Annotated in this window: 13 protein-coding genes and 2 rRNA genes; 7 read left to right on the top strand and 8 right to left on the bottom strand. The window is 71.9% G+C overall.

What is annotated here, in order from left to right; genetic code table 11:
* Positions 1-93: 93 nt before the first annotated feature.
* Together ACF06X_RS00075 and ACF06X_RS00070 are read left to right on the top strand one after the other, a co-directional pair.
* Positions 94-693, top strand: coding sequence for a GNAT family N-acetyltransferase (locus ACF06X_RS00075; RefSeq protein ID WP_392284885.1), 600 nt, complete (start codon positions 94-96; stop codon positions 691-693).
* A gap of 10 nt (positions 694-703) precedes the next feature.
* Entirely contained in the window at positions 704-1,867 is a 1,164-nt protein-coding gene (locus ACF06X_RS00070) for a winged helix-turn-helix domain-containing protein (RefSeq protein ID WP_392284884.1), read from the top strand.
* Here the strand turns inward: ACF06X_RS00070 and ACF06X_RS00065 are convergent.
* The 6 genes from ACF06X_RS00065 to mtrA form a co-directional block, all read right to left on the bottom strand.
* Positions 1,860-2,615: a response regulator gene (locus tag ACF06X_RS00065; RefSeq protein WP_392284883.1), complete on the bottom strand. Its 756-nt coding sequence runs from the start codon at positions 2,613-2,615 to the stop codon at positions 1,860-1,862. The two genes, ACF06X_RS00070 and ACF06X_RS00065, sit on opposite strands and share 8 nt — an antisense overlap.
* Positions 2,616-2,821: 206 nt before the next feature.
* Complete coding sequence (hpf, locus tag ACF06X_RS00060) at positions 2,822-3,502, bottom strand: ribosome hibernation-promoting factor, HPF/YfiA family (RefSeq protein ID WP_392284882.1); 681 nt, start codon at positions 3,500-3,502, stop codon at positions 2,822-2,824.
* A 330-nt stretch (positions 3,503-3,832) separates the two neighbouring features.
* Positions 3,833-4,588, bottom strand: coding sequence for a ComF family protein (locus ACF06X_RS00055; RefSeq protein ID WP_392284881.1), 756 nt, complete (start codon positions 4,586-4,588; stop codon positions 3,833-3,835).
* A 79-nt stretch (positions 4,589-4,667) separates the two neighbouring features.
* Positions 4,668-6,548, bottom strand: a complete 1,881-nt coding sequence (locus ACF06X_RS00050) for an LpqB family beta-propeller domain-containing protein (protein WP_392284880.1) — start codon at positions 6,546-6,548, stop codon at positions 4,668-4,670.
* Entirely contained in the window at positions 6,538-8,544 is a 2,007-nt protein-coding gene (gene mtrB / locus ACF06X_RS00045) for an MtrAB system histidine kinase MtrB (RefSeq protein WP_392284879.1), read from the bottom strand. Before mtrB ends, ACF06X_RS00050 begins: the two co-directional genes overlap by 11 nt.
* Before the next feature lies 1 nt (position 8,545).
* On the bottom strand, positions 8,546-9,223 hold the full coding sequence (mtrA, locus tag ACF06X_RS00040; RefSeq protein WP_356889901.1) for a two-component system response regulator MtrA: 678 nt from the start codon (positions 9,221-9,223) through the stop codon (positions 8,546-8,548).
* 455 nt (positions 9,224-9,678) lie between these two features.
* Here mtrA and ACF06X_RS00035 point away from each other — a divergent pair, with 455 nt between their 5' ends.
* The 5 genes from ACF06X_RS00035 to ACF06X_RS00015 are packed head-to-tail and all read left to right on the top strand — an operon-like array spanning position 9,679 to position 15,080.
* Complete coding sequence (locus ACF06X_RS00035) at positions 9,679-10,884, top strand: hypothetical protein (protein ID WP_392284878.1); 1,206 nt, start codon at positions 9,679-9,681, stop codon at positions 10,882-10,884.
* A 4-nt stretch (positions 10,885-10,888) separates the two neighbouring features.
* On the top strand, positions 10,889-11,569 hold the full coding sequence (locus ACF06X_RS00030; protein WP_392284877.1) for a DUF4129 domain-containing protein: 681 nt from the start codon (positions 10,889-10,891) through the stop codon (positions 11,567-11,569).
* On the top strand, positions 11,566-12,777 hold the full coding sequence (locus tag ACF06X_RS00025) for a DUF4350 domain-containing protein (RefSeq protein WP_392284876.1): 1,212 nt from the start codon (positions 11,566-11,568) through the stop codon (positions 12,775-12,777). The genes ACF06X_RS00030 and ACF06X_RS00025 overlap by 4 nt, the downstream gene beginning before the upstream one ends.
* Positions 12,774-13,757: an AAA family ATPase gene (locus ACF06X_RS00020; RefSeq protein WP_392284875.1), complete on the top strand. Its 984-nt coding sequence runs from the start codon at positions 12,774-12,776 to the stop codon at positions 13,755-13,757. The genes ACF06X_RS00025 and ACF06X_RS00020 overlap by 4 nt, the downstream gene beginning before the upstream one ends.
* 12 nt (positions 13,758-13,769) lie before the next feature.
* The gene (locus ACF06X_RS00015; protein WP_392284874.1) at positions 13,770-15,080 is read left to right on the top strand and encodes a DUF58 domain-containing protein; all 1,311 of its coding nucleotides are present in this window, start codon (positions 13,770-13,772) and stop codon (positions 15,078-15,080) included.
* A 76-nt stretch (positions 15,081-15,156) separates the two neighbouring features.
* On the opposite strand, the gene rrf is transcribed toward ACF06X_RS00015, so the two are convergent.
* A 5S ribosomal RNA gene (gene rrf, locus ACF06X_RS00010) occupies positions 15,157-15,273 on the bottom strand.
* Positions 15,274-15,347: 74 nt separating this feature from the next.
* Positions 15,348-15,441: ribosomal RNA gene (locus ACF06X_RS00005) — 23S ribosomal RNA — on the bottom strand; the annotation flags it as partial.

The following is a 15,441-nucleotide window of genomic DNA, read 5'->3' as shown; positions in this document are numbered from 1 at the left end:
CCGCCCGGAAAGAGAACGCACGAGGTGCGTGGAAGGTGCCGCCGGGTCCGAAAAGTGTTCGCGTCCGCTTGCCGCGGTCACCACAATCCCGTCATGGACCCGATCACCTTGACCACGGACCGTCTGAGGCTGCGCCCCTTCGTGCCGGAGGACGTGGAGGCGGTGTTCGCCGCCTGTCAGGACCCCGACATCCAGCGCTGGACCGCGGTGCCGTCGCCGTACACCCGCCAGGACGCCGCGTACTTCGTGGAGCGGCTCGTGCCGGACGGATGGCGCGACGGTGTGGAGTACACCTTCGCCGTCGAGCCCCGGGACGGCGGGCCGCTGATCGCCGCGACGGGTCTGCACGACCGCGGTCCGGGTGTGCGGGAGGTCGGATTCTGGGCCGCCAAGGAGCACCGCGCCCAGGGCTACGTGACGGAGGCCGTCGGCGCGCTGTCCCGGTGGGCCTTCACCGAGGGCGGCTGCCACCGTCTGGTGTGGCGGGCGGAGGTCGGCAACACCGGCTCGCGCACGGTCGCCGAGCGGAGCGGTTTCCGGATGGAGGGTGTCCAGCGCGCCGGGCTCACCCACCAGGGCACGCTCCGCGACTGCTGGGTCGCCGCGCTGCTCCCCTCCGATCTCGGCCTGCCGGGGCCGCTGCCGTATCTGCCCGCCGGGGACGCCGGCCGGGCTGTCAGTGGTGCCCTCTAGGGTGCGGAGCATGACGACTGCGCCGCCGCCCGTTGCCGAACTGTCCGCGGACGAAGCCCGCCGGATCGCCCTGCGCGCCCAGGGGTTCCTCGGCGCGCCCGACCGGCGGGGCGGTGTGCGCGGCGTGCTGCGGCACCTCGGCCAGGTCCAGCTCGACACCATCTCCGTCCTGGCCCGCTCGCACGAGCTGATCCCGTACGCACGCCTGGGCGCGGTGGGCCGCAGGACGGTCGAGGACGCGTACTGGACGGAGCGGCACGCCTTCGAGTACTGGTCGCACGCGGCCTGCATCCTCCCGGTCGAGGAGTGGCCGCTCTTCGCCTTCCGCCGCCGCGCCTACCGCGACCGCCCGCAGTGGCACCACGACCTGCCGGACGGTGCGTACGACGCGGTGATCAAGCAGCTGACGGCCGAGGGCCCGCAGACCGCGACGGAGCTCGGCGGCGCGAAGAACAAGGGCGAGTGGTGGGACTGGTCCGAGTCGAAGATCGCCGTCGAGCGGGCGCTGATGTACGGCGAGGTGGTGTGCGTCGAGCGGCGCGGCTGGAAGCGGGTCTACGACCTGGCCGAGCGGGCGATCCCGGAGAGCCTGCTCCATGACGATCTGGACGACACGGAGTGCCTGCGGCGGCTCGTGCGGCAGGCGGGCGAGGCGCTGGGTGTGGGCACGCGCGCGGACATCGCGGACTACCACCGGATCAAGGGTGAGGCGTTCGACGCCGTGGTCGAGGCCTCCGGGCTCGTCCCGGTCGTCGTGGAGGGCTGGGGGAAGCCGGCCTGGGCCGATCCGGCGGCGCTTGCGACCGAGCCGCGCGGCCGGCACCGCACGACGCTGCTGTCGCCGTTCGACTCGCTGATCTGGGAGCGGTCGCGCACCGAGCGGATCTTCGGCTTCACGCACCGCCTGGAGGCGTACGTCCCCAGGCAGAAGCGGGTGCACGGCTATTTCGCGATGCCGCTACTCGCGGGCGGCAGGCTGCTCGGCCGGGTCGATCCGGCCCGTGAGGGCGGGACGCTGGTGGCGAAGCAGGTGTCCCTGGAGTCGGCGAAGGCGGTCGAGCCGATGGCGCGAGCGCTGCGGGAGGCGGCCGAGTGGGTGGGCTGCGACACGGTACGGATCGAGCGGACGGACCACCCGGAGCTGGCGGGCCGGCTCACCGCCGCGCTCACCTGATCTCGAGGATCTTCTCCCGCATCGCGTAGACGACGGCTTCCATGCGGGAGTGGAGCTGCAGCTTCTCCAGGATGTTGCGGACGTGGTTCTTCACGGTGTTCTCGGAGATGAACAGTTCCTTGGCGATGTCCCGGTTGTTCATCCCGGTCGCGACGAGCTTGAGGACTTCCAGCTCCCGGTCGGTCAGCCGGGGCGCCGGGACGAGCCGGCGTTCGTCGGTCCGCTGGATCATCGACTTGAACTCGGTGAGGAGTTTGGACGCCATCGACGGGCTGATCTGCGACTGGCCGTCGGCCACCGCCCGGATGGCGGTGGCCACCTCGTCGGTGGAGATCTCCTTGAGGAGATAACCGGTCGCGCCCGCCTTGATCGCGTCGTAGAGATCGGCCTCCTCGTCGCTGATCGTCAGCATGATGATCTTCGCGCTGGGGGCGACCTCCTTGATGGAGGTGCAGGCCTCGATGCCGCCGCGCTTGGGCATGCGGACGTCCATCAGCACGATGTCGGGCAGCAGATCCGCGGCTTTGTCGACCGCCTCGGCCCCGTCACCGGCCTCGCCGACGACCTGGATGTCCTCCTCCTGGGCGAGAACGATCTCCAGACCCCGCCGGAAGAGGGCGTGGTCGTCCACCACGAGGACCCGGATCGGTTCCCGGCGAGACTCGCCGTTGTCCGAATCCGATCCCTCCGGGGTGGCCGCGCAATGGGGCTCCCGCCCGCTGTGCACCGGCCCGAAGCTGTCCGCCATCGTTCCTCCCCCTGAAGGCCGTGGCCTGAATTCGTGTTCGGTCCTCCAACCAGTGCTCTTGGAGCACCGGTTGGCGTGCACGCCATGATTTCATGCCCGGACGACAGCGTGGTGATCCCGTGGTCGCACGGGGGTGCCCCTGGGAGCGCGAAGGGCGCTCCAGGGGCACCGTGACGGACGAGTGGACGAAGTGCGCGGCCCGCGGGTCAGCCGCCGAGGGCACCACCGGCACCGCCGCCTTCGGCGAGCGGGTCGCTCTCCAAATGGATGACGCCGTAGTCGTACGCGTGTCGCCGGTAGACAACACTCGGCTGCTTGTTGTCGGAGTCGACAAACAGATAGAAGTCGTGCCCGACCAGCTCCATCTCGTAGAGCGCCTGGTCGAGCGTCATCGGCGCGGCCCGGTGGGTCTTCTCGCGGACCACCAGGGGGCCTTCGCCCTGCACTTCGAGCGAGCCCATCATCGTGGTGGGCACCTCGGAGGGCTCCTCACCCACCAGCTGGCCGCTTCCGTTCAGCTGGGCCACGCCCGGCACCACATCGGCGACCTCGGCCGCCGACAGCCTGCCGCTGCCACGGCGGGTGTGCCTCTTGTCGTGCTGCTTGCGCAGTCGCGCCTCCAGCTTGTCGCTGGCGAGGTCGAGCGCTGCGTACGGGTCGCCGGCCGCCGCTTCCGCCCGGATCACCGGGCCTCGGGAGTGAAGGGTGATCTCCACGCGGTCGGACCTGTCGGCCTGCCGCGGGTTGTGCTCCTTGGACACCTCGACGTCGAGGCTGATCACCTTGCCGTCGAGCTTCTGGATCTTCTCCAGCTTCAGCTTCTCGGCCACGTGCTTGCGGAACCGCTCGGGCACCTCGGTCTTGCGGCCCTTGACGACGATGTCCACGCAGAACTCCGTTCCCGGATCGCTCAGGTCGGCACCTCGGCCGCTGAGCATCTCCCTTTGCACCAGACTCCGGTGAATGCCGGAGTCTCGGACTTGGCGACTTTCACCTCCTCCTCCCCAGTCGGCAAGATCCCCACCCCACCAACTTGAGGTTAATTCGCCTTGAACTCCTGTCCTGTAGGCGCACCCGCGCATTCGGTGAGGCGTAGCATTCGCCATTCCTCACAACCGAACATAGCTCGTTCGGACGGGTGTCGGCACCCGCTGCCGCCACATACCTCCGATCGGGTGTTTTCGCCTCTCACCACCTGCAACGACACCAGCTCCCGGTCAGTTCCGGTTTAATTCGAACGACGACGGCGAGCATGCGACGACGGCGGCCGCCGGCGTCAGGATTCGGGATTCCCCCGCTTCTCCGTTCCATGCCGGAATGAACGCGGGATGTACGGCACGCAGTGCCCGGGCGGCCTCGGCCAGCGAGGCCCCCGTGGTCATCAGGTCGTCCACCAGGACCACCCGCCCGCTCTCGACGAGCCGCCCGCCGCCCGCCACGACCTCCAGCGCCCCGGCCAGGTTGGCCAGCCGCCCCCGGGCGTCGAGCTCCGCCTGGTCGGCCACCGTCCGGCGCTGGCGCAGGACCGGAACCACCCGGGCGGCCCATCCCCGACGGCGCAGGCGGCCCGCCGCGGCCAGGGCGACCCGGCGGGTCGGATCATGTCCACGCGCCCGCACCGAGCGCCGCGAGGAGGGCACCGGTACGAGGAGAAGGGGACCGCCTCCACGGTCGTCCAAGGACCCGGCAGCGGCCTCCACGGCGCCCGCAAGGGCGGAGCCCAGCGGTCCGGCGAGGGAAAGCGCCCCCCGCTCCTTGTGGGCGAGGAGAACGGACCGTACGGCATCGGCGTACGGAGCGGCGGCGTGCACCGCCGGCAGTCCGGCCGGCTCGGGGCGGGGACGGACCCGGCGCGGCCCGGGGCCCACCAACTCCGCCCGGCACGACGGGCACAGTTCGGTGCGCGGACTGCCGCAGCCTCCGCAGGCGACCGGCAGCACCAGCCCGGCGATCTCGCGCCACCACCCCCGCATGGGACCACTGTCCTCCCGCGGGCCTTCCGCCGCCACCCCTGTGGACAGCGGCCTGTGGACGACGGCGGGCGGGGGTCGGTCAGCCCGGGTAGACCGGCGAGGAGCCCAGGACCTTGACCATCCGCTGCCAGTTCGCGCCCGTCTCCAGCCGCACGATGCCGTCATTGCCCGAATAGGCCACCACCGGAGCGCGGTCGTCGTGCGGCGCCGACACCGCGGTCACGCCGTTCAGACCCGGCAGGACCGAGGTCGTCGAGGTCGCGCCGTCCGTCTGGACGTACCGGATCTGCTGCACGCCGCCTGCCTCCTTGCCGACCACCACCAGCCGGCTCGGCCCGGCCCAGGACACGGAGGTGACCGCCTCCATCCGCGGGGCCACGGGCTGCAGATCCACGACCGCCACGGTGGGCCGCACCGCCCCGCCCTCGCGCTCCACCCGCCCGATCCTCAGCGTGGTGGTGCCGTCCTTCTCCTTGATGAGGAGAGCGATCCGGACGCCGTCCGCGGAGACGCGCAGGGACTCGACGCGGGTCCCGTCCGTCAGCCAGGGCGCGCGTACCTCGACCGGCTCCCCCTCGCCGTCCGGCACCATCCACAGGCGGGGCTTCGCGGGGTCGCGGTCGGCCACCCACAGGTCGCCCCTGCCGTCCCAGCTCGGGGCGGACAGCCGGTCCTCGGGGCGGGCCGCGTGGCTCGTCAGCAGCGCGGGGCGGAGCTCCTGGTCGGAAAGGATCGACGCCACGCGCAGCTGCTTGCCGTCCTTGCTCACGCCGGCCGCCCGGCTCTCGTCACGGTCGACCGCGACCGAGCGCAGCGGCATCATGCCCTTGCCGAACGGCCCCGGCGTCTCTTCCGCCGGCGTGTCCGCCTTGCCGCCGACCGGCATCGCCATCAGCGTGCCGTTCTCGTGGACGAAGAACGGGTTCTCCGCCCTGCCCGAGTCGCGCACCGGCGCGAACTCCTCCGCCTGCGCCTTGGACAGCACGCACAGCCGCTCCCCGTCCGCCCGCTGCAGCTCCACCTGCTCCACCCGAACGGACGTCAGCCCTCCGAGCGTGAACAGCAACTGAGCCGCCATCCGCCGGCACACCTCGCCGCCCACCCGGTCGGCCTTGGCGTTGAGCGGCACCTTCAGGGTGGACTGGTCGTCCGTCGCGAGCGAGGTGACGCCCGCCTTCAGCGCCGTACCGGAGGGGAAACGCGAATCGACCGACGGCTTCAGCCAGTTCGTCGGCCCTTCCAGCAGCGCCTTGACCGTCTGCGTGACCGGGTCCATCCGCGTCGCCGGGTCCTGCCGCTGCCGGATGTAGACCGGGTCGGCGACGACCCAGTCCTCTCCGGACGCGAAGTAGTACTTGTTGACGGAGCGGTAGTTGCGCTGGAAGTCGGCCTCGCTGAGTACCAGACCCGGCGGCAGGTGGTCGATGCGCCACTCCTTGCCCTTGCCGTCGGCGGCGGGCTGCTGCACGACGTGGATGAAGTCCTTGTACTCCACGGGGTTGACCGGCTGATAGGCGTGCCGGGAGTCCACAGTCGCGATCTGCCGGCCCCGGATCGGGTAGGACCGCCCCTTGTTCTCGGGGTCGGCCAGCCGGTCGGCCTGCTCACGGTCGGGCGCCGTGGTGAGCACCGTGATGCTCTGCGCCGGCCTCCAGGTCCGCGCGGCCTGCTTCGTCAGATACGTCCGGGCCGTGGCGAACCCGGGGTCGTCACTGGTCATGGCCTCCAGGAAGCCGTCGACGATCTCGTCCGGCTCCGCGTTCTCCCGCGGCTGCACGGCGTACACCCGGACCTGCGAATCCCCCGGATTGGACGCCTTCACGTTCCGTACGTCCCCGCTGTCGGGCATCGTCGCGCACCCGGCCACCAGGAACCCGCCACAGGCGAGCAGGACGCTCGTCCGCGCCCCACGCCCGCCGCCGCCCGCCCGCTTCCGCTTCCCTCGGAAGTCAGCGCCCACGTGAACCGCCCTCCGCCTCGGCGTCCGTCGACGCCCTCGCCTCACTGATGTCGGCCTCGGCCGCCGCCCGCGCCACCACCCGGGCGCCACTGCCCGGCAGGGCGGTGGGATCCGCCGTCGCCCGCGGCGCCGGCGGCATCCTGGGCGGTACGGGCAGGGCGGGACGATCCGACCCGGACTGCACCGGCACCGAGAGCCGGCGCGCCCCGTCCTCCCGCGGCCGGCCCGCCGCCTGCTCGCGATTGCGCCGCGAGTCCTCCGGCTCCAGTGGGATCGGGGACCCGCGCAGCGGCTCGTCCGCCGTACGCGGCAGGGTGAGCCGGAACTGCGAGCCGCCCCCGGGCTCGCCCCATGCCTGCAGCCAGCCGCCGTGCAGCCGCGCGTCCTCCACCGCGATGGACAGGCCCAGGCCCGTGCCGCCGGTGGTACGCGCGCGTGCCGGGTCGGCCCGCCAGAACCGGTTGAAGACCCGGGTCGCCTCGCCCGGCTTGAGCCCCACGCCGTAGTCCCGCACGGCGACCGCGACGGCCCCGCCGGCGGCGGCCAGTTTGACGACGACGTCCTTGCCCTCGCCGTGCTCCACGGCGTTGACGACCAGATTGCGCAGCACCCGCTCGACCCGGCGGGCATCCGCCTCGGCCACCACCGGCTGCTCGTCACCGACGACCACGATCCGGCCGCCCTTGCGCTCGGCGAGCGGCTCCGCGCCGCCGATCACCCGGCGTACGACCTGGCGCAGGTCTATCGGCTCGGCCTCCAGCGCCGCGGCTCCCGCGTCGAAGCGGCTGATCTCCAGCAGATCGGAGAGGAGCGACTCGAAGCGGTCGAGCTGGTCGCCGAGCAGCTCCGCGGAGCGCGCGGTGACCGGGTCGAAGTCGACGCGCGCCTCGTGGATGACGTCCGCCGCCATCCGTACGGTCGTCAGCGGGGTCCGCAGCTCGTGCGACACGTCCGAGACGAACCGCCGCTGCATCCGGGACAGGTCCTCCAGCTGCTGGATCTTGAGCTGGAGGTTCTGCGCCATCTTGTTGAAGGCCTCCCCCAGCCGGGCGATGTCGTCCTCGCCGGTGACCTTCATCCGCTCCTGCAGCCGGCCGGCCGACAGCCGCTCGGCGACCCCGGCCGCCATCCGTACGGGGGTGACGATCTGGCGCACCACCAGCCAGGCGATGGCACCGAGCAGCACCACGACGAACAGCCCGGCCGTCGCCAGCGTGCCCTTGACCAGGTCGAGGGAGTCCTCCTCCTGCGACAGGGGGAAGAGGTAGTACAGCTCGTACTGGGTGCCCTCGGCGTCGTTGAGCCGCTTGCCGACCACGAGGGCCGGCTCGGACCCCTTGCCATTGGTGTAGTGGATCCGGGCGTACGTCTGGAACGTGCCCGCCCCCTGCGCCACGGCGTGCCGCAGCTCGCCGGGGATGCTGGTGGCGGGGTCGACCTCGCCGGAGGCCCGGGCGCCGCGGCTCGCGGCCCCGTCGGAATCCTCCAGGGAGAGCGCGACCACGTTGAACGCGCTCTGGCCACCACTGGCGAGCTGCTCGACCAGGGTGGAGCGCCAGTTCACCGACGCTCCCGCCCGGCCGCCGTCCTGCGCGCCGGGAACGGACGGCGTGGTCGCCGCGCGGTCCTGCGCCGCCGAGAACCCTCCGGCGGCCTGGCTCTGAGCGGCCCTCTCCTTGGCGTCGAGGAGACCGTTACGGACCTGGCCGATGACGACCAGGCCGAGGAGCAGCACCACACCGAGCGACATGAGCAGGGTGCCCGCCACCACCCGCAACTGGATGTTCCGCCGCCACAGCCGTACGGCGGGCAGCAGCGGGCGGCGCACCCAGCGGGCGAAGAGCCGCAGCACCGGTCCGCCCGGCGCCCCGTCCTGGAGCAGCCGTCCGTCCTGGAGCAGACGGCCGAATCGCGAGCCCCCCCGCCCCGGTCCGGCAGTCCGCCCCGACCGGTCTCCCGGCTCGCCGGGCTTCGGAGCAGTACTGCCTGCGCTCATGTCAGCTCGGCCCCGCCTTGTAACCGACACCGCGGACGGTCACCACGATCTCCGGGCGCTCGGGGTCCTTCTCGACCTTCGAGCGCAGCCGCTGGACGTGGACGTTCACCAGCCGGGTGTCGGCGGCGTGCCGGTAGCCCCATACCTGCTCCAGCAGGACCTCACGGGTGAACACCTGCCAGGGCTTACGGGCCAGCGCGACGAGCAGGTCGAACTCGAGCGGCGTCAGGGCGATGGACTGCCCGTCCCGCTTCACCGAGTGACCGGCCACGTCGATGACCAGGTCGCCGATGGAGAGCTGCTCCGGCGCGGGCTCCTCCGACCTCCGCAGCCGCGCCCGGATACGGGCGACGAGCTCCTTCGGCTTGAACGGCTTGACGATGTAGTCGTCGGCCCCGGACTCGAGTCCCACGACCACGTCGACGGTGTCGCTCTTGGCCGTCAGCATGACGATGGGCACACCGGACTCGGCCCTGATGAGCCGGCACACCTCGATACCGTCCCTGCCGGGCAGCATGAGGTCCAGCAGCACCAGGTCCGGCTTGGCCTCACGGAATGCGGCGAGCGCCTTGTCGCCGTCCGCTACGAACGACGGCTCGAACCCTTCACCCCGCAGCACGATGCCGAGCATCTCGGCCAGTGCGGTGTCGTCGTCGACGACAAGAACGCGTCCCTTCATATCGACATCATCCCATTTCCGTATCAGTCTCAAGGCGGCTGGTGAGATACCTCACTGACCAGCGACGACGTCCGTGATCGTCCACCGTCGCTCGCCCCTGTCCGTGGGTGCTGATGCCAGACATGGATGTCACCCCCGTACCCCCGTGGTCGTGCTGAACCGTACCCCGAGCGGACTCGCCTGGCCCACGGAGCGGCTCAGGCCGCTTCTCGCCCCCTTCCCCGCCGTCCGTTCCTCGTCCCCGCACCCCGGTTTGTACGCACGCTGGAGGCCTCCAGCCGGTCTTCCTCCCCGAGCGCGCACAATGAAGGTGAGAAGAGATCGCCGCCCCCGCCCACCGGCGGGCCCCTCGTGGCACGATGGCTCCCGGCCCGCCGCTCCGTAAGGCGGTCGGCCGCCGAGACCGTGCCGGCTCGCCGAACCGGCCCCGCGACCATTCCTCGAGGTGGACGACCGTGAACGACACTCCGGGCTGGACCTCGCCCGGGTCTGCTCCCTCCGACGGCCAGGACGGTTCCGGGGTCCCCCGGCCCGCCACGCCCGGTGACGCGAACGGCTCCGCCCCTCAGTGGTCCAAGGACCAGCCGCCCGCCGGCCAGTGGTCGGCGCCCTCGGCGCCGGTCCCCGGCCAGGCCCCCGCTCCCCAGCCCGGTGCGGGCTGGGGCGGCCCCGGCCGTCCCGGCGGCTGGGGCAAGCCGCCGGCCGCCAAGCCCGGCGTGATCCCGCTGCGCCCCCTCGGCATGGGCGAGATCCTCGACGGCGCGGTGTCGACCCTGCGCACGTACTGGCGCACGGTCCTCACCATCTCGGTCACGGTCGCGGTGATCTCCCAGGTCGCCGACATCCTGGCCCAGCGCTATCTCGTCCCGGCCCCGCCCAAGCTCAACCCGGAGGCGACGCCCGCCGAAAGGCTGGACCACTCGCTGGACTCCCTGCAGTCCAGCCTCATCGGCCTCGGCCCCGCGGTCCTCATCATGCTGATGACCACGCTGGTCAGCGCCGCCCTCCTCACGGTGGTCATCAGCCGTGCGGTCCTCGGACGCCCGGTCTCCGTCGGCGCCGCCTGGCAGGAGGCCCGCCCCCGCCTGCTCCAGCTCCTCGGTCTGACCCTCCTGCTGCCCGCGATGAGCGCGGCCATCATGTTCGTCTGCATGGTGCCCGGGCTGCTGCTCGGCGGCCGCGGCGGCGCCGCCCTCGCGGGCATCGGCGGCCTCGGCGGTTTCGTCCTCGTCATCTGGCTGATGATCCGCTTCAGCCTGGCGTCTCCCGCTCTGATGCTGGAGCGGCAGGGGATCGTCCAGTCGATGAAGCGCTCCGCCAAGCTGGTCCAGGGCGCCTGGTGGCGGATCTTCGGCATCACGGTGCTCACGCAGCTGCTGATCTTCCTCGTCGCCATGATCATCGCGCTCCCGTTCGCCGCCATCGGGATCGCCGTCGAGGGCGACGGCTTCAGCGGCATCCTCTCCGGCTCCGACCCGGAGTTCGGCTGGACCTTCCTCATCATCACCGGCATCGGCGGCGTGATCACCAGCTCGATCACCTACCCGATCTCCGCCGGCGTGACCGTTCTGCTCTACGTGGACCAGCGGATCCGCCGCGAGGCCCTGGACCTGGAGCTCGCCCGGGCCGCCGGCCTCCCCGGCTACACGTCCGGGAGCTGATGCGGTGACGGCCACGGGGGGCACGCTCGCCGGCCTGATCAGCGCCGACGACATTCCACTGGACATCCCGCGCGTGCCCGCCAGGGAGGCGGCCGAGCGGGAACTGTCCAAACGGATGTACCACGAGAACGATCCCAACCTGCTCGAACGCGGCCTCGACCGCTTCTGGGAGTGGGTCGGCGAGCTCTTCGCCGCGGCCTCCGGCGTGACCCCCGGAGGCCTGATCGGACTCGTCGTGATCGTACTGGTGGCGCTCGCCCTCGTCGCCGCCCTCTGGTGGCGCCTCGGCACCCCCCACCGGACGCCCACCGGCGCGGACTCCCTGTTCGCGGACGGACCCCGCACGGCCGCCGAACACCGCGCCGCCGCCGCCCGGCACGCCGCCGAGGACCGCTGGAACCAGGCCCTCCAGGAACGGATGCGGGCCGTCGTCCGCTCCCTGGAAGAGCGCGCCCTGCTCGACCCACGTCCCGGCCGCACCGCCGACGAGGCCGCCGCCGAGGCGGGCCGCTCCCTCCCCGCCCACGCGGACGGACTCCGCGCCGCCGCCCGCTCCTTCGACGACGTCACATACGGCGGGCGCGCGGCCGACGAGTCCGCGTACCGCCGCATCGAGGAGCTGGACACGGCCCTGGAGCGGACCAGGCCCACACTCGACACCGCCTCCTCGGGAGCGGCCGAATGAACCCGCCCGCCACCAGCCCCACCTCGACCTCGCTCGCCCCCCGCCAGATCTGGGCCCGAGCGCGCGGTGTGCTCCTTGTCCTGGCCCTGATCCTGATCGGCGGCATCGTCCTGGCGACCATGCGCTCCGCCGACGCCCACGGCGCCCTCGACCCGCGGTCGGCCGACCCCAACGGCAGCCGGGCCGTCGCCGAGATCCTCAAGGCCCAGGGCATCACCGTCCGCGTGGCGACCACCCTGGACGAGGCCACCGCCCTGACAGGCGCCGACACCACTCTCCTGGTCACCACCCCGGATCTCCTGACGGGCCACCAGCAACGCACTCTCCACGCCGCGATGACCGCCTCCGGCGGCCGTACCGTCCTCCTCGGCGCCGGCGACGCCTCCGTCTCCACCCTGGCCCCCGGAGTCACCGCCGCCACCAGCACCTCGGTGGCCGTCCGCGAACCCGGCTGCCCCCTGCCCGCCGCCGTCCGCGCCGGCAGCGTCGACCTCGGCGGCGAGCGCTACACCACCCCCGAGGACGCCGTCGCCACCTGCTACTTCAGCAGCGGCCTGCCCACCATGGTCGGCCTCGACCACCCCGGCACCGGCGACACCGTCCTGCTCGGCTCCCCCGACCTCCTCCGCAACGATCATCTCGACAAGCAGGGCAACGCCTCGCTCGCGCTCCAACTCCTCGGCTCCCGCCCGCATCTCGTCTGGTACCTCCCCTCCCTGTCCGATGCCTCCGCCGCCGAGGGCGACCGTGACAACGAGTCCCCCGACAGCACCGCCGACGGCTTCCTCTCTCTCGTCCCCTCAGGCTGGCTGTGGGGCACCCTCCAACTCGCCGTCGCCGCCCTCCTCGCCGCGATCTGGCGCGGCCGGCGCCTCGGCCCGCTGGTGACCGAACCACTCCCCGTCGCCATCCGCGCCTCCGAAGCCACCGAGGGCCGCGCCCGCCTCTACCGCAAAGCGAACGCCCGCGACCGTGCGGCGACCGTCCTGCGCACCGCGACCCGCACCCGGATCGCACCCCTCCTCGGCGTCCCCGCACGGGACGCCCACTCCCCCGAGGCCTTGCTCCCCGCGCTCTCCGCCCGTCTCCCCGAGACCGCCGCAGACCCCAGGGACCTTCTCTTCGGCCCGGCTCCCGCCGACGACGCCACCCTCATCCGCCTGGCGGACCAACTCGACGCCCTCGAAAGAGAGGTACGCACCTCATGAGCGCCCCGACCCCCGCGACCCCTACGAACTCGGACAGCGCCCGCGCCTCCCTGGAGGCACTGCGCACCGAGATCGCGAAGGCTGTGGTCGGCCAGGACCCCGCCGTCACGGGACTCGTCGTCGCCCTGCTCTGCCGGGGCCACGTCCTGCTCGAAGGAGTCCCCGGCGTCGCCAAGACGCTGCTCGTCCGCGCGCTCGCCGCCGCCCTCGAACTCGACACGAAGCGCGTCCAGTTCACCCCCGATCTCATGCCGAGCGACGTCACCGGCTCGCTGGTCTACGACGCCCGTACCGCAGAGTTCTCCTTCCAGCCCGGCCCGGTCTTCACCAACCTGCTGCTCGCCGACGAGATCAACCGCACGCCTCCCAAGACCCAGTCCTCGCTCCTCGAGGCGATGGAAGAGCGCCAGGTCACCGTCGACGGAAGCCCTCGCCCCCTCCCTGACCCGTTCCTGGTCGCCGCGACCCAGAACCCGGTCGAGTACGAGGGCACCTATCCCCTCCCCGAGGCCCAACTCGACCGCTTCCTGCTCAAGCTGACGGTCCCGCTGCCCTCACGCGAGGACGAGATCAGCGTCCTGACCCGCCACGCGGACGGCTTCAACCCCCGCGACCTCCGGGCCGCCGGAGTCCGCCCGGTCGCCGGCCCCGCCGAACTCGAGGCCGCCCGCGCCGCCGTCGCCAAGACCTCGGTCTCCCCCGAGATCGCCGGCTATGTCGTCGATATCTGCCGTGCCACGCGAGAATCCCCCTCCCTCACCCTCGGCGTCTCTCCCCGAGGTGCCACAGCGCTTCTCTCCACCGCCCGCGCATGGGCCTGGCTCACCGGCCGGGACTACGTCACCCCCGACGATGTGAAGGCCCTGGCCCTGCCCACCCTGCGCCATCGCATCCAGCTGCGCCCCGAGGCCGAGATGGAAGGAGTCACCGCCGACTCCGTCATCAACTCGATCCTCGCCCACGTCCCCGTACCCCGCTGAGAACGGCGCCCCATGGCCCTCACCGGACGAACCGCACTCCTCGCGGCCCTCGGATCGCTCCCCGTCGGCATCCTCGCCCCCAGCTGGACGGGGATGCTCGCGGTGAACGCGCCCCTCTCACTCGCAATTCTGTGCGACTACGCGATGGCCGCGCCAGTGCGAACGCTGCGGTTCACCCGAAGTGGTGACACAACAGTTCGACTGGGTGACGGCGCGGAGGTACAGCTCACCGTCACCAATCCCTCTCGTCGCCGCCTGCGCGCCCAGCTCCGCGACGCCTGGCCGCCCAGCAGCTGGGTGCCCGGTACCGAGCAGGCCGCTTCCCGTCAGAAGCTCACCGTGCCCGCCGGCGAACGCCGCCGGATCACCACGGCCCTGCGCCCGACCCGTCGCGGCGACCGACACGCGGCACGCGTCACGGTCCGCTCCTACGGCCCCCTGGGCCTTGCGGCCCGCCAGGGCAACCACGAGGTGCCCTGGACGCTCCGTGTCCTGCCCGCCTTCGCCAGCCGCAAGCATCTGCCTTCGCGACTGGCCCGCCTCCGCGAGCTCGACGGCCGCACCAGCGTCCTCACCCGCGGCGAGGGCACCGAGTTCGACAGCCTCCGCGAGTACGTCCCCGGTGACGACACCCGCTCGATCGACTGGCGGGCCACCGCCCGCCAGACCACGGTCGCGGTACGCACCTGGCGCCCGGAGCGCGACCGTCACATCCTGATCGTCCTCGACACCGGCCGCACCTCGGCCGGCCGAGTGGGCGACGTCCCGCGTCTCGACGCGGCGATGGACGCGGCCCTGCTCCTCACGGCCCTCGCCTCCCGCGCCGGCGACCGCGTGGACCTCCTGGCCTACGACCGCCGCCTGCGCGCCCATGTACAGGGCCGCCCCGCGGGTGACGTCCTGTCCGCGATGGTCAACGCCCTGGCCCCCCTCGAACCCGAACTGGTGGAGACGGACGCCCGCGGCCTGGCCGCCACGGCCCTGGCGCGGGCCCCTCGCCGTTCGCTTCTCGTTCTGCTGACCAGCCTCGACGCGGCCCCGATCGAGGAGGGTCTCCTCCCCGTCCTGCCTCAGCTTACGCAGCGCCACACGGTCCTGCTGGCCTCTGTCGCCGACCCGCACACCGCCACGATGGCCAGGCGCCGAGGCACGGTCGACGGCGTCTACGAGGCCGCCGCGGCGGCTCAGGCCCAGGCCCAGCGCCGTCGTACGGCAGATCAGCTCCACCGCCACGGCGTGACGGTCGTCGACGCCACCCCGGACAACCTCCCACCCGCCCTTGCGGACGCCTACCTCGCCCTCAAGGCCGCCGGCCGTCTCTGACGCGCCTGCCGTGAGAACGGCCCCTGAACGCAGAAAAGCCCCGCACCATAAGGTGCGGGGCTTTCCCACAATGATTGTTCGGCGGCGTCCTACTCTCCCACAGGGTCCCCCCTGCAGTACCATCGGCGCTGAAAGGCTTAGCTTCCGGGTTCGGAATGTAACCGGGCGTTTCCCTAACGCTATGACCACCGAAACACTATGAAGATATCGAACCGGAAATCGGCACAGTTCGTTACTTCAGAACTAACACAGTGGACGCGAGCAACTGAGGACAAGCCCTCGGCCTATTAGTACCGGTCAGCTCCACCCATTACTGGGCTTCCACATCCGGCCTATCAACCCAGTCGTCTACTGGGAGCCT

It is taken from the genome of Streptomyces sp. NPDC015346 (assembly GCF_043078785.1).
In the GTDB taxonomy this organism is placed as follows: Bacteria; Actinomycetota; Actinomycetes; order Streptomycetales; family Streptomycetaceae; genus Streptomyces.
The sequence above is the reverse complement of the archived record's forward strand: the minus strand, read 5'-3'. Positions and strand labels throughout refer to the sequence as shown.

Bases quoted from the DNA above. Each gene is read 5' to 3' on its own strand.
- ACF06X_RS00075 (WP_392284885.1), top strand. From the start codon at position 94: ATGGACCCGATCACCTTGACCACGGACCGTCTGAGGCTGCGCCCCTTC.
- ACF06X_RS00070 (WP_392284884.1), top strand. From the start codon at position 704: ATGACGACTGCGCCGCCGCCCGTTGCCGAACTGTCCGCGGACGAAGCC.
- ACF06X_RS00065 (WP_392284883.1), bottom strand. From the start codon at position 2,615: ATGGCGGACAGCTTCGGGCCGGTGCACAGCGGGCGGGAGCCCCATTGC.
- ACF06X_RS00055 (WP_392284881.1), bottom strand. From the start codon at position 4,588: ATGCGGGGGTGGTGGCGCGAGATCGCCGGGCTGGTGCTGCCGGTCGCC.
- mtrB (WP_392284879.1), bottom strand. From the start codon at position 8,544: ATGAGCGCAGGCAGTACTGCTCCGAAGCCCGGCGAGCCGGGAGACCGG.
- mtrA (WP_356889901.1), bottom strand. From the start codon at position 9,223: ATGAAGGGACGCGTTCTTGTCGTCGACGACGACACCGCACTGGCCGAG.
- ACF06X_RS00025 (WP_392284876.1), top strand. From the start codon at position 11,566: ATGAACCCGCCCGCCACCAGCCCCACCTCGACCTCGCTCGCCCCCCGC.
- ACF06X_RS00020 (WP_392284875.1), top strand. From the start codon at position 12,774: ATGAGCGCCCCGACCCCCGCGACCCCTACGAACTCGGACAGCGCCCGC.
- ACF06X_RS00015 (WP_392284874.1), top strand. From the start codon at position 13,770: ATGGCCCTCACCGGACGAACCGCACTCCTCGCGGCCCTCGGATCGCTC.